Origin of the sequence: Sinorhizobium terangae (assembly GCF_029714365.1) — a bacterium.
Taxonomy (GTDB): domain Bacteria; phylum Pseudomonadota; class Alphaproteobacteria; order Rhizobiales; family Rhizobiaceae; genus Sinorhizobium; species Sinorhizobium terangae.
On sequence record NZ_CP121659.1, the window covers coordinates 1,920,353 to 1,933,713 of the forward strand.

The window sequence follows — 13,361 nt, forward strand, 5'->3', positions numbered from 1 at the left end:
TTCAAAATCCGCTCTTTGCGTGTCTGGGCGCTGCAAAAGTGACCGCTTCAGGTGCATCCGGGCGAACGCCGGCGACCGCACTTGTTCCAAGGCGGTCGCCTCTGTTTGCAATAGAGCGTCCTCTCTGGCGGGCGAGACCCGACGAAGCGTCAGCCGCGCCGGGCCGCTTCGATCGCGGCGACGTCGATTTTCCCCATGTCCATCATGGCATCAAAGGCGCGCTTAGCCTCGGCACCGCCAGCAGCAAGCGCTTCGGTCAGTACACGCGGCGTGATTTGCCAGGAAATCCCCCACTTGTCCTTGCACCAGCCGCACGCGCTCTCCTGCCCGCCATTGCCAACGATGGCGTTCCAGTAGCGGTCGGTCTCCTCCTGGTCGTCGGTGGCGATCTGGAATGAAAAGGCTTCGTTATGCTTGAACATGGGACCGCCGTTGAGGCCGAGGCAAGGAATGCCCGCAACCGTGAATTCGACCGTCAGCACGTCGCCCTCCTTGCCGGACGGGTAGTCGCTCGGTGCACGGTGCACGGCAGTCACCCTGGTGTCGGGAAAGACCTCTGAATAGAAGCGAGCGGCAGCCTCGGCGTCCTTGTCGAACCAGAGGCAAATCGTGTTCTTCGACATCACATGTTCCTTTCGCTTTTGAAGCAGCCACCCTCCGAAATAGGCAGCCAACCGTTTTTCTCCACCCCCAGGGCGGTCACCCCCTGAGGACGAATGAAGCACTCGGTTTCCGACAGGGAAAAGGTGGAACCCTGCGAAATTTTGCAACGGGTCGATCTTTCACGTCCCCCGGCGTCGCCTAGACTAAGCCCGACGGCCGTTCGTGATCCAAGGCGGTCGTCCACCTCAATCGACCCGGCGCAGACTTTCTGCGAAGACGCCTATATTGGTGCCGTGGCCGATGACCACGACGTGGCTACCGGCTGCCAAGCCCTGCCTGCCAGGAACGCCGCAAATGCTCTGAGCGGCAGCCCTTGCAGATCAAGCGGTGAGTTGCAGCGACGGCCGCCATTACGGTCGACGTCTGCCACGGTAAAAGGGAGCTCCACCTGATGGCCTGCGATCAACGCAAGAATCATCGGAGCGGCGATGATGACGACGTTCTTTCCGAGAATGTAACCAATGAACGGAGCGGCGATGACCCCGATAGCCTTCCTGAAGGGGCCGCCCGGAGCGATTTCCATGCCGTTCCGGGCAATCCAGAACAGCAGGGCAGCAGAGACCAGCCCAGTCGCAAGTCCTGAAATGCTTGTCCTCGATACCCATTCGACAGATGGCAGGAAGTTATACCCGATCATCTTGGCAAATACAGGCAGCACACCAAGCTGCACCCAAACGAACAGTAAGATCCGGGCCGGCTTAATGCGCGGCTGCCCAGTCATCTCCCCTTTTGAAGCACCCATTAAGCCACACACCGCATGTCCGATAGCGATCCTATCGGCAGATCTGTGACACGCTATGGGTTGTGCTTCAAGGACACAGCGCAGTTATACCGCGAGTTCCACGCGTGGCGTAGGCCGTCGCGCCGCTCTCGCCGAAGTGATCGCAAAGGCGCGCCAACATTGCCGTCGCCATGCGCTTGGGTGGTGAGCGGAAGCCCGCAGTCAGCATGAGAGCGATTGCAATGCGGACATTGCGGTCGTCGCATCCATTCTGCTTACCGCCTCGCCAGCATTGGCAAGATCAAGCCCCATCCGGTCTCTTGAGGTGGTCCAGACGGCTCGAACCCCAACTTCTTGTAGACGGCTATCGCCCTTGCATTGTTTGGATGCGGATCGGTCGCGATCACAGGTGCGCCCTCATCGAAAAGAGCCTGCATCCTCATTCCGATAAACGCTGAACCATGTCCAACGCCGACCATTTCGGGGTCTCCGATAAATTGATCAATTCCCCGCGAGCCTTTGGGAAGACCGGCAAAATGGTGATCTTCCCATCCGTGCACCGTGTAGTCCTGCAAGAACGCAAAGGGCCGTTCGTTGATTGAAATGATCCAGCGAGCCACCCGAGGATCAACCAGTTCTGCTTCACCATACGGCTCACCAGAACCCCACCATTCCAGGACATGCGGGTTCGACCGCCACGCGTTCAGTAAAGCGAGATCATCAAGGGTCGCTCTGCGAAACTCGTAAGGATTGGTCGCGAACATTAGATCACCATAGCAGATTGTGCGACGGTGAGTATGGGCTCGAAGCAGTCTTTGGCCCGTTGCATATCAACCGGCTGCACAAGGTCGAGAGAGCGGACCTGGCCGTTCCATCAAAGTCACCGGCAACAACGGGAGCCGCCGCGGCGGGCTGTGGCAAGAGACCGGTTCCGAGTGACGCAATGGCAACCAGGAATTCACGACGACTGACGGAAAACTCGCGCTTCTCAAACTCGCCCCCCATGAGACCCTGCCGGGTTCGAGCAGCTATTGCCTACCTACAAGACGTGCAAAGACGCCGCAGCACTTCGAATGCAGCATGACTTTGCTCCCAAAGCCTTTCCGATTTAAGGACAAAATCATGCGGTAGCAGGATGGTATGAAAAAATTGACGCGAGCAGATGGAGGCGCGCTTGCGGGCGAGTATCGTTCTACTCTCGGCCGGGTTCACCCTCGCCGCCAGCATCGTGATCGCGGGCGTTGCGGCGCCTCGCCGACAGATCGGGGCGGATTTGGTGCGGGAATTCGCGATTCCCGAGGCGACCCAAGGGGTAGGCGTGGATGCCGAACACCTCTACGCCGTCGACAACCGCATGATCGCCAAATATGACAAGGCGAGCGGCGAGCGGGTCGCGGTTTTCGAAGAGCAAAAGGGTGGGCCGATCAAGCACTTCAACAGCGCCGCCGTAGTTGACGGAAAAATATACGCGGCGCACTCGAATTTTCCCGAATGGCCGGCGGCCAACTCGGTAGAGGTCTTTAACGCAGCAACCATGCAGCACGTCGATACGCATGCCCTCGGCATCGATCGCGGCTTCCTTACCTGGCTCGATTACCACGACGGTTCATGGTGGGGCGCATTCGCCAACTACAACCGGGTCTTCAGTCCAATCGCCTCTGGAAATAAGGCGCAGGTCGTCCGCTTTGACCGCGACTGGCGGATTGCCGAGACTTGGGGTCTGCCGGATGAAGTACTCGAGAAATTCGGGGACATGAGCAATTCGGGCGGATCCTGGGGACCCGACGGTAGACTCTACTTGACTGGGCACGATGCCGCCGAGGCCTACATGATGGAGCGTCCGGAGACCGGGTCCGTGCTGAAATGGATCGCGACGGTGCCATTGAAAAACACTGGCCAAGGCATCGCCTGGGATCGCGCGACGCCGGGTGTGCTTTATGGCATCATCCGCGGCAAAAGCCACGCAGATAACCGCATGACGGCCAACCGCATGGTGCTCGGCCAGCAAAGGACTGGATCTCAATAGCCGTTGGACGAGATCAGCCTGCGGGCGCTAACATCACAGAGAGGATAACCGGGAGCAAATCATGTGCCGAAACATAAGAACCCTGTCCAATTTCGATCCGCCGGCGACGGACGAGGAAATCCACGATGCTGCGCTGCAGTTCGTGCGCAAGCTGAGCGGAACGACCAGACCGTCGAAACGGAATGAAGCGGCATTCGATCGCGCGGTGCGCTCAATCGCGCAATGCGCCCGCGAACTCATCGATTCCCTGGAGACATCGCAAGCGCCGCGCAACCGCGAGGAAGAAGCCGAAAAGGCACGCGCGAGAAGCGCAGCCCGGTTCGCGTGACCGGATTCCTGAGGTTGCCGGCAAGTCCATGAGCGCTAAATGCGTCACTGATCCGCAGAGGCGTGTGTCCGCGCCTGGTGAAGCACTCTGGAGCCACGCCAACGATCGCCCGGCGACGCGCGCCGGCTGGCCAGAAAGATAGCCGCCGGGGTAACGTCCGGCCTGCGGATCCGCGTCTTCGCACAGCTTTGGGCAACACGGCCTGACCGGAGAATCAGGATGCCTTCGGCAACTGGTTGATCTTCGCCGCCATGATGAAATCATTCTCGTGCAGGCCCTTGATCTTGTGGGTCCACAGCGAGACCTCCGCATGGCCCCAGCCGAAGCAGACGTCGGGGTGATGCCCCTCCTCCTCCGCCAGCCGGCCGACCTCGTCGACGAAGGCCAGCGCCTGCTTGAAATCGTCGAACTGGAACTTGCGGCGGATCAGATGCCCGTCGTCCAGGAGATCCCAGCCCGGTGTTTCCGAAAGATAGCCGGCGGCTTCGTCCCTGGTCAGCGGCGGTATGCCGCCACGGCATGGAGTGCAGGACTTCTTAGCGATATTCTCGGTCATAAGTTCCTCCTTTCTCAAGAGGTTATCTCGACCGGGCTGCCGACCGCCAGGCCAAGCTCTCGGTCCGCGCGGCCCTGGTTGACCGCGATCTCGGCAAGCCCGTTCGAATTCTCGTACCAGAAGACACTGCCCGGCAACCGGTCGCTGAACGTTCCGGCCCGCTCCAGCATTCGGCCGGCTGCCGCAAGTTTCGCATCGGGCGGTAGCATGGCCGCCCTGAGGCCGGTCATGGCGTTGCCGTAGTGATCAAGATAGACGATCTCGGCAAGGTCGTCCGGCCAGTCTGGCTGCCGGCCGACATCGTCGCGCGGCTGGCCGGGCGGCGGCTCGCCGCGCGCCAGCATCGCCGCCACCGGCGCGAACAGGTCCCGCCCGTGGAAGCTGGCCGACAACTGTTCGGGCCTCCAGTCGATCTCCCACGAGCGCGTCTTTCCGGCGCGCCGCTGGACAAGCTCGAACAGGCCGTTGCCCGGGCCGACATACCACCGCTGATCGGCCTCCACGACCACGGCCGGCCGCTCGCCACCGACGCCCGGATCCACGACGCAGAGAAAGGCCGTGCCGGCCGGAATCCACACGGCATAGGCGGCCAGAAGATAGGCCGATGCCGCCGGATTGGTGGCCGGTGCATCGGCGAAGAGGTCGATGACGGGAATTCCTGGCGCTTCCCGGTGCAGCACAGCCTTCATCTGTCCCGTATAGGGCCCGCTGAGGCCGAAATCCGTAAACAGAACGATCATGTGGCCAGCTTGCGCCAGAGAAGCGCGAGGATGCAAGGTAAAGCGTGACGGTCGCTTTGCCCGGCCTATGGAAGTTCGATCTCGCCGTCCACCACGTGGTTGAGGCCGGTGCCTTCCGCCGTCAGCGTCATGCGGACCTTCAGCTTCCTGCCGCCGACCTGCCCTTCGCGCACGGCCTCCTCGATCTTGCGCTGCGACGTGATGCCGACTTCCTTCAGGAACTTGCGGAGCGACATGTTGAAGGCGTCTTCGCTCATGGCGGAACTCCTCTCTATCCGGGAGGGATTGTAAGGGAAGGCAAGCGGTCAAGGAAGCAGAACAGTCATGCAGTGCCATAGCCGTGCCATAGAAAAAGACCCCGAGCCGGGAGGAGGCGTCGGGGTCTCTTGATCGGCCCCTTGGGAGGAGGAGCGGAACCGATCGATTGGCTTGCGCAGCGGGAGGAGGTACTGCGCGCTGTCAATGGTGAAGATAGAACATGCCCCATCATCGAATTGTTCCCGAAGTAACATCGCAGTCTTGCGCGGAGCGCATTGTAGCAATGCCTTGAATTAGCCGTGTTGAATCCCGATCTGTCACGTGGGAAGCGGCTCTGGAGCTCCCGGAATCCGATAATCAATCAATGAATCAAGGTGGTAGGCGTCCGCACGGCTGACCGGCTACGCGCGACCAACTCCCACCCGACGAACGGAGGGACGGCCATGCGAGAATCTGCCAAGACCCTGGATGCGATGACGCTCCGCGAGCGCTCGGATTTGATGACCTCCGTCGCCAATGCGCTTGAAGCGACGGCCGAGAAGGCACAGGAAATTGGGAACGACCGGTATGCGGCGAACTCGATCAGCCTGGCGAGAATCATAGACGGCTGCGCTGGCGACCTCGTGACAAGCAACCTGCCTGCGGCCGAGCTTCTTCTGCAGCACGGAATCAGGCTGCTGGCGCTATTTAAAGGTGGGACGCCGCGGACCACGCTTCACTGATTTAATGCATGTCGCCAAAAAGTGTGCAGCGGTTTTGGGACAATGACATGCATAAAGCAATGACCTAAAGCGCGTCGCATGAGTCCGATTGAACGCGACGCGCTTTAGTTACACGCGTCGCCTGAGCAAGGGCCATATATGGCGCGGGCCGCAGGGGCGGCCGAGCTACAGCGCCGAGCGTCTTATCAGACACGCAAGGGACGCTGTAGCACTTTGAATTGCCGCATGTTTTTATCCGACTTAAGGAATGATGCAGTGGGTGATGGAATGAACGACGAATTGCAAGCTCGAGCCGTGCAACCCGCAGCGATCCGCGAACGCGCGGAAGCGGAGATGAAAGCACTCGGGATCGATGACGCGTTCATCGGTCGGTTGGTCGACACCTTTTATGGCCGGGTGCTCGCACATCCGGAGCTTGGGCCGGTGTTCGACGCAAGGCTTTCGGGACGCTGGCCGGAGCATATGGAGAAGATGAAAAGCTTCTGGTCCTCGGTTGCCTTCCGCAGCGGTGCTTATGGCGGAAAGCCGGTTCAGGCGCATCTCGGCATCGCCAACATGTCACCGGAGCTTTTCCCGAAATGGCTGGCGCTCTTTGCCGAGACCCTTGACGACATTGCCCCGAACAACGACGCGAAGGCCTGGTTCATGGCCGCGGCAGAGCGCATCGCGCGAAGCCTGACGCTCTCGCTCTTCTACAATCCGGCGCTGGACGACCCGGCGCTCAACCGTTCCTGAATTGGCACTCATTCCGGACGAACGCCGGCGACCGCTCCTGGCCCATGGTGGACCTTGCACGTCAGAACGCTGAGGTCCGAATTGGGTGGCAGGACTAAGCCGCTCGCGCGGCAATGGCGCTTGTGGCTGGCGGTGCGTTTCCTGATCGACGTCGGTTCTTTGTGTCTCGGGTTCCTGGCCTGACGATTGAGACTTCTCAATCTGATGGACAGGAGGGTCCGATGACAGAGGAGAAGACCACCGCGCTGCGTGAGCGGATGATCGAGGACATGCGCATCCGCGGGATGGGCGACAAGGCGCAGCAAGGCCACATCCGGGCGATCAAGGATTTCGCGGCCTTTCTGGGGCGCTCACCCGACACGGCGACGCCGGAGGAGTTGCGGGCCTACCAGCTACACATGACCAATGCCGGGGTGACGCCCTCGACATTCAATGTCCGGATCATCGCGCTCAGGTTCTTTTTCGGGATCACCTGCGGGCGCGAGGAGATGAAGCGGTACATGCAGTTCCAACGCAAACCGCAGAAGCTGCCGGTCGTCTTGAGCGTCGAGGAGGTCGCCGACCTGCTGGCCGCGGCTCCCGGGCCCGGGCTGAAGTATCGGGCGGCGCTCAGCATCAGCTATGGCGCCGGGCTGCGGGCGTCGGAGGTGTGCCACCTCAAGGTCACTGACATCGACAGCGAGCGCATGCTGATCCACGTCGAAGAAGGCAAGGGCGGCAAGGATCGCAAGGCCATGCTATCGCCGGGCTTGCTGGATCTGCTGCGCGATTACTGGCGGGAGGCGCGTCCGCGGGGATGGTTGTTTCCCGGCAAGCCGAAGATCAATCCGATCTCGCCGCGCCAGCTCAACCGGGCCTTCACCGCGGCCAAGCACATGGCGGGCATCGCCAAGCCCGCAACGCTGCATACCCTGCGCCACAGCTTCGCCACGCATCTGCTGGAGGCGAACACCGACGTGCGGGTGATCCAGGTTCTGCTCGGCCATGCCAAGCTGAGCAGCACCGCCCGCTACACCCACGTCGCCACCAAGTTGATCCGCGACACCATCAGCCCGTTCGAGCGCCTGAAGCAGTTGGAGGATCTCACCCTGAGGCGTCGGCTGGAATGAAGCGCGCGCCGGGGTGCCCCGGCAAAAGCTGGAGATCGCTGACATCTTCCGAGCCTATGGGCCTGCGTGGCGGCGAGCCAATGCCGGGCATGTCAGCCTGACCCAGCTCAAGGTCATGGCGGCGATCGAAGCCTGCCGAACCGAGGCGCTCGGCGGGCATGTGGCGGCTTGCACCAAGTGCGGGCATAACCACATCGCCTATAATTCCTGCAAGAACCGGCACTGTCCGAAGTGCCAGGGCCCCGCGGCGCGCGACTGGATGGCCGCCCGCGCCGAAGACCTGCTGTCGGTCGAGTATTTCCACGTGGTCTTCACCCTGCCGGCCGAGATCGCGCAGATCGCTTACTGGAACAAGAAAGCTGTCTACGACCTGCTGTTTCGGGTATCGGCCGAGACGCTGAGCACTATCGCCGCCGATCCCCGGCAGCTTGGCGCGCACATTGGCATGACCAGCGTGCTACACACCTGGGGATCGGCGCTGATCCATCACCCGCATGTGCACATCATCGTGCCCGGCGGCGGGCTGTCGCCGGATGGCACGCGGTGGATCTCATGCCGCCCCGGGTTCTTCCTGCCGGTGCGGGTTCTGTCGCGACTGTTCCGGCGGTTGTTTATCGCAGGGCTGCGGGCACTGCATTGCGCCGGCGATCTGAGGTTCTACGCTGATCTGACAGCTCTCGCAGAGGCTGACGCGTTCGCCGCCTGGCTGGCCCCTTTGCGCAAATCAGAATGGGTCGTCTATGCCAAGCCGCCGTTCGGCGGTCCCGAAGCGGTGCTCGCCTATCTCAGCCGCTATACCCACCGGGTGGCGATCTCCAACAGCCGTCTGATCAGCGCCGATGCCGAGACCGTCACCTTCCGCTGGAAGGACTACCGGATCAAGACCGGCGACCGTCAGAAGGTGATGCGGCTGGCCACCGACGAGTTCATCCGCCGCTTCCTGCTCCATGTGCTGCCCGACGGTTTCCACCGCATCCGCCATTACGGCCTGCTCGCCAGTGCGGGCCGCAAGACCAAGGTCGCAAAGATCCGCGCTCTGCTCGGAGCGGAAACGGCCAAACACAATGATCCGCCAAGCGCTGAGACGATCCCGCTCACTCTGAGACAGCCATGCCCCGAGTGCGGTGGCCCGATGCGCATCATCGAGATCTTCCGACGCGGTCAGAAACCCAGAGCCCGGGCGCCACCGAGAAAGCAGGCCGCATGACAAGGTGCCCGTCACATTGGCCAAAGCCGACCCGAAAACACTCTGCATTCCGGGATCGGATCGCTTTGCGCCCAATAACACTGAGCATCGCAAAAGCGTCGAAATCGGCACCAACGAGACCGCCAGATCTGCTTCCGATCATCGCCTCCCACACCCTCGGGTCGGCGCCTTTGCGTCTGTCGGCAGCGCCGAAGTCCACAACAGACGCCCGCGGCCCCGCGCTTTCCCCATAGGTCCCACCCAGCCTCCGCGGCTTCCTCCTTCCAAGGTTTGTCAACGCGGGCCGCCCAACGCCAGCGGCAAACGTCGCGCTGCGGCCCGCATCGAAAAACCTTCAGGAAAGCAGTCGTTGCAAGTATGCTGTGATAAGCTGCTCAATGTGGAGAAAAGCCTGCCCTGGCGAGACCGCTATAACACCGAATGCCGCAAAATCTCTCGTCCGTCTGTTTTACACCGACTTGTTTCAAAACCTGGCAGCAGCCGAGGAGTGCATCGGCCGCGACTATAACAACGAGCAAGCCGGACATAGGCCGGACGTGCTCCGCGCGCATCCCTCGTTTCACCGGGGCGAGGGACCCAGGCTGATCAGCCGCTTCGCCGCGTCCGCCGCGGCGATGCAGTAGCCACGGTCCCCGTGGATCAGGATCATGACCATCGCCCCTTCGATCAGCAGGAACAGCTCGCGCGCCCGCTCCTTCGGCGACGGCACGTTCGCTTCGGCGAGAAGCGTTTCCAAATGCTGCTCCAACAGGGCCTTGTGCTCACGCGCTATCGAGCGCGCGGGGTGGCCGGACAGATCGGCGAGTTCGATGGCCAGCCGGGTGAAGCCGGAGCCCGCCCAGCGTGGCTTGGAAGACCACTTGACCAAGCCTTCGAACAGCTTGTCGATCAGCGCGTCCGCGCCGCCCGACAGGTCGATGCCGTAATTCTGGAAGTCGGCGAAGCTGCGCTCGTGCTGCGAGGCGAGCACCGCGGTCAGCAGCGCGTCCTTGCTGTCGAAGTGATAGTAGAGCGTGCGCTTGGTGACGCCCGCGGCATCCGCGATCTGATCCATGCCGACGCGGAAAAAACCGCGGCGGCGAAACAGCTTGTAAGCCGCCTGCAGGATTTCGGACCTGGTCTCCTCGGACGCTCTGGGCATGGGGCGCGCCGCCATCGCCGGTAAGTATACTCGCTAGTGAATTTACATCAGCGGGCACGCGGCCTTCAATGATCAACGCAAGCGAATATTCGATGGGAGGACGACGATGGAACGGGTAGTCCCCACAGCGCTCGATGTCCCGACAGGGATCGTAACACCGCCTGACACGGCCGACGCAGCGTCGGTGAAGCCAAAGCTCATGACAAATATGACCTGCATCGAGGACCTGCGCAGGGCGGCGCGTCGCCGGGTGCCGCGCGTCTTCTTCGACTATGCCGAGGCCGGCTCCTATGCGGAGCAGACGCTGCGCGCCAACCGCGCCGACCTCGAGCGCATCACGCTCAGGCAGCGGGTGCTGGTCGACGTCGAGCATCGCGACACGGCAACCACGATCCTCGGCGAGAAGGTGTCGCTGCCGGTGGCCCTTGCGCCGATCGGCCTCGGCGGCATGCAATGGGCCGATGGGGAGATCCTCGCCTGCCGCGCCGCGAAAGCCGCAGGCATTCCCTATACAATGAGCACGATGTCGATATGCTCCATCGAAGACGTTGCCCAAGCGGTCGGCAAGCCGTTCTGGTTCCAACTCTATGTGATGAAGGACCGCGGCTTCGTGCGCGCGCTGGCCGAGCGCGCGCAAGAAGCCCGCTGCAGCGCGCTGGTGCTCACTGTTGACCTGCAGGTGCTGGGGCAGCGCCATGACGATGTCAGAAACGGGCTTTCGGTGCCGCCGGCGCTGAAGCCGCGCACCATCCTGGACATTGCCAGCCGACCGGGTTGGGCTGCTCGCATGCTCACGGCAAAGCGCTGGACTTTCGGCAACCTCGTCGGCCACGTGAAGGGCGAGGACAGCGTCACGGCCGTCGCGGACTGGGTGGCTCATCAGTTCGATCCAGCGCTGAACTGGAGCGATGTCGACTGGATCCGGAGCATCTGGCCGAGCAAGCTGATCCTCAAGGGCATCCTCAACGTCGACGACGCGCGCAGCGCCAGCAAGGCCGGCGCCGACGCCATCGTGGTTTCCAACCATGGCGGCCGGCAACTCGATGGCGCGCCCTCGACCATCTCGATGCTGCCGAGGATCGCCGAAGCGGTAGGCTCGGAGGTGGAGGTGCTGTTCGACGGCGGTGTGCGCTCGGGCCAGGACGTGATGCGAGCGCTGGCCCTTGGCGCCCGGGCCTGCCTGGTCGGTCGCGCCTATGTCTACGGCCTCGGCGCTGGCGGCGAGGCGGGCGTGGCGACAGCCATCGAAATCCTGCGCAACGAGCTATCCGTCACCATGGCACTGACGGGCACGCGGAGCGTCGCGGAGGTTGATGGGAGGGTGCTGAATTAGGGGCTCGAGCGCTGAGACGCCGGCGGGACAGCGCCCCCTCTGGTCTGCCGACCATCTCCCCCTCGAGTGGAGATGGTCGGCTTCGGCGACCACGCCTTCCATGCAGGCGGCGGGCCGCAGTCGGAGCAGCAATGACCGCTAAGGGTCCAGGCTGTGTAAAAACGCCGAACATGATACCCTTTGACATGAGTCGAGGGGGCTTCATGAAGCGGTATATCGAGGGTGTCGACAGGAGCCAGGGTACACTGCTTCCCGAACAGTTGGATGACTGGGTGCATGAGGATAGCCCAGTTCGGGTGGTGGACGTCTTCGTTGATGAGCTCAATCTGGCCGATCTCGGATTCGTGCGCTGTGAGCCAAGCAATACCGGGCGCCCAGGTTATCATCCCTCGACCCTGCTCAAGCTGTACATCTACGGCTATCTGAACCGAATCCAGTCGAGCCGGCGTCTCGAACGCGAAGCTGGACGCAATATCGAGGTGATGTGGCTGGTTGGGCGTCTTGTGCCTGACCATAAGACCATCGCCGATTTTCGACGCGACAACGGTGGTGCCATCAAGAAGGTCTGTACCGGCTTTGTGCGGCTGTGCCGCGAGATAGGGCTTCTCGCCAAGCCGAGTGTTGCGATCGACGGCAGCAAGTTCAAGGCGGTCAACAACCGGGACCGGAACTTCACCAAGGGCAAGCTGGCGCGGCGCATGGCGCAGATCGAAGAGAGCGTTGCCCGATATCTCCACCAGATGGACAGCGCCGACCGGCAGGAGCGCGACGACATTCATGCCGCCAAGATCGAGCGCCTGCAGGAGAAGGTTGAACGGCTGCGGCAGGAGATGGTTCGGCTCAAGGAGATCGAAAGGGAGATGCTGGAAACGCCCGACCAGCAGGTATCGCTCACCGATCCCGATAGCCGGTCCATGGCGACCAGCGGCCGAGGCTCAGGCATGGTCGGCTACAACACTCAGACCGCAGTCGACACCGAACATCACCTCATCGTCGCCCATGAGGTGACCAATGTCGGCAACGACCGGGCGCAACTTGCCACCATGGCCAAGGCCAGCAAGCAAGCCTTTGAGGCAGACCATCTCGAGGTTGTGGCTGACCGCGGTTACTTCAACAGCGAAGAGGTTCTCGCCTGCGTCGAGCAGAAGGTCACGGTGACCATGCCCAAGCCCATGACGTCGGGCAATCGGATCAAGGGGCTCTTCGTCAAGCAGGACTTCCGGTATCTCAAGGACGAGGATGTCTATCTCTGCCCGGCCGGCGAACGGTTGATCTACCGGTTCACGCGAGAAGAGGCGGGCCTGATGATCCGGCGCCACTGGTCGAGCAATTGTCCAAGCTGCGCCATGAGGTCGAAATGCACGACCAGCAAGTATCGGCGCATTCAGCGTTGGGAGCATGAGCATCATCTCGAGGCGATGCAGGCAAGGCTTGATGCTGATCCTGATAAGATGCGGCAACGCCGCGTGACCGCCGAGCATCCCTTCGGGACGATCAAATCATGGATGGGAGCCACGCACTTTCTCACCAAGCGCCTGCCGAACGTGCGCGCGGAGATGGCGCTGCACGTCCTCGCCTACAACATGACCCGGGTCATGAACATCATCGGCTCCAAGGCCTTGGTGGCGGCAATACGGGGGTGAGCGCCTCGCCTCTTACGTGCACGAAACTCTCGTCAAAGGCCGATAAGAGGCCAATTCAGCATCTGGAGCGCGCTCAAAAGCAAAACCGCCGACCATGACGCTCGAGCTACGCTCATATCCAACGATTGGCCGTGGCATCAGCGTTTTTACACAGCCAGGGTCGAAACGAGCCGTGCGTC

The 13,361-nt window shown here is 61.9% G+C and carries 15 protein-coding genes; 8 read left to right on the top strand and 7 right to left on the bottom strand.

All coding sequences use genetic code 11. The features are described from left to right. Positions 1-149 precede the first annotated feature (149 nt). From QA637_RS09155 to QA637_RS09165, 3 genes are all read right to left on the bottom strand, one after another. Positions 150-623: a VOC family protein gene (locus QA637_RS09155; protein WP_153439214.1), complete on the bottom strand. Its 474-nt coding sequence runs from the start codon at positions 621-623 to the stop codon at positions 150-152. Positions 624-883: 260 nt separating this feature from the next. Continuing rightward, the gene (locus QA637_RS09160; RefSeq protein ID WP_184109050.1) at positions 884-1,405 is read right to left on the bottom strand and encodes a hypothetical protein; all 522 of its coding nucleotides are present in this window, start codon (positions 1,403-1,405) and stop codon (positions 884-886) included. Between the two features lie 254 nt (positions 1,406-1,659). Further along, positions 1,660-2,148 carry a GNAT family N-acetyltransferase gene (locus QA637_RS09165; RefSeq protein ID WP_283064804.1) on the bottom strand — a complete coding sequence of 163 codons (489 nt, stop codon included), beginning with the start codon at positions 2,146-2,148 and terminating at the stop codon, positions 1,660-1,662. Between the two features lie 398 nt (positions 2,149-2,546). Here QA637_RS09165 and QA637_RS09170 point away from each other — a divergent pair, with 398 nt between their 5' ends. Beyond that, positions 2,547-3,410, top strand: coding sequence for a cycloisomerase (locus QA637_RS09170; protein ID WP_153439218.1), 864 nt, complete (start codon positions 2,547-2,549; stop codon positions 3,408-3,410). Positions 3,411-3,471: 61 nt separating this feature from the next. After that, the gene (locus QA637_RS09175) at positions 3,472-3,738 is read left to right on the top strand and encodes a DUF2277 domain-containing protein (protein WP_153439220.1); all 267 of its coding nucleotides are present in this window, start codon (positions 3,472-3,474) and stop codon (positions 3,736-3,738) included. 214 nt (positions 3,739-3,952) lie between these two features. Here the strand turns inward: QA637_RS09175 and QA637_RS09180 are convergent, their stop codons facing one another. The 3 genes from QA637_RS09180 to QA637_RS09190 form a co-directional block, all read right to left on the bottom strand. Further along, positions 3,953-4,294 (bottom strand): 4a-hydroxytetrahydrobiopterin dehydratase, encoded by a 342-nt coding sequence (locus tag QA637_RS09180; protein WP_153439221.1) that lies wholly within the window; start codon positions 4,292-4,294, stop codon positions 3,953-3,955. A gap of 14 nt (positions 4,295-4,308) precedes the next feature. Then, entirely contained in the window at positions 4,309-5,034 is a 726-nt protein-coding gene (locus QA637_RS09185; RefSeq protein WP_153439224.1) for an SAM hydrolase/SAM-dependent halogenase family protein, read from the bottom strand. 65 nt (positions 5,035-5,099) lie between these two features. Next, positions 5,100-5,291: a DUF6494 family protein gene (locus QA637_RS09190; protein WP_153439226.1), complete on the bottom strand. Its 192-nt coding sequence runs from the start codon at positions 5,289-5,291 to the stop codon at positions 5,100-5,102. A 444-nt stretch (positions 5,292-5,735) separates the two neighbouring features. On the opposite strand from QA637_RS09190, the gene QA637_RS09195 reads away from it, so the two are divergent. From QA637_RS09195 to QA637_RS09210, 4 genes are all read left to right on the top strand, one after another. Beyond that, the gene (locus QA637_RS09195; RefSeq protein ID WP_153439227.1) at positions 5,736-6,014 is read left to right on the top strand and encodes a hypothetical protein; all 279 of its coding nucleotides are present in this window, start codon (positions 5,736-5,738) and stop codon (positions 6,012-6,014) included. 267 nt (positions 6,015-6,281) lie between these two features. Continuing rightward, positions 6,282-6,749 (top strand): group III truncated hemoglobin, encoded by a 468-nt coding sequence (locus tag QA637_RS09200; protein ID WP_153439229.1) that lies wholly within the window; start codon positions 6,282-6,284, stop codon positions 6,747-6,749. Positions 6,750-6,970: 221 nt separating this feature from the next. Next, positions 6,971-7,858 carry a tyrosine-type recombinase/integrase gene (locus QA637_RS09205; protein WP_153437046.1) on the top strand — a complete coding sequence of 296 codons (888 nt, stop codon included), beginning with the start codon at positions 6,971-6,973 and terminating at the stop codon, positions 7,856-7,858. A 13-nt stretch (positions 7,859-7,871) separates the two neighbouring features. Next, the gene (locus QA637_RS09210; protein WP_283064808.1) at positions 7,872-9,065 is read left to right on the top strand and encodes an IS91 family transposase; all 1,194 of its coding nucleotides are present in this window, start codon (positions 7,872-7,874) and stop codon (positions 9,063-9,065) included. Between the two features lie 559 nt (positions 9,066-9,624). On the opposite strand, the gene QA637_RS09215 is transcribed toward QA637_RS09210, so the two are convergent. Continuing rightward, a complete protein-coding gene (locus tag QA637_RS09215) occupies positions 9,625-10,221 on the bottom strand; it encodes a TetR/AcrR family transcriptional regulator (RefSeq protein WP_153442823.1) in 597 nt (198 codons plus the stop codon). Between the two features lie 184 nt (positions 10,222-10,405). Here QA637_RS09215 and QA637_RS09220 point away from each other — a divergent pair, with 184 nt between their 5' ends. Together QA637_RS09220 and QA637_RS09225 are read left to right on the top strand one after the other, a co-directional pair. Beyond that, the gene (locus QA637_RS09220) at positions 10,406-11,539 is read left to right on the top strand and encodes an alpha-hydroxy acid oxidase (protein WP_283064938.1); all 1,134 of its coding nucleotides are present in this window, start codon (positions 10,406-10,408) and stop codon (positions 11,537-11,539) included. A gap of 203 nt (positions 11,540-11,742) precedes the next feature. Beyond that, entirely contained in the window at positions 11,743-13,182 is a 1,440-nt protein-coding gene (locus QA637_RS09225) for an IS1182 family transposase (protein ID WP_283064810.1), read from the top strand. Positions 13,183-13,361 lie beyond the last annotated feature (179 nt).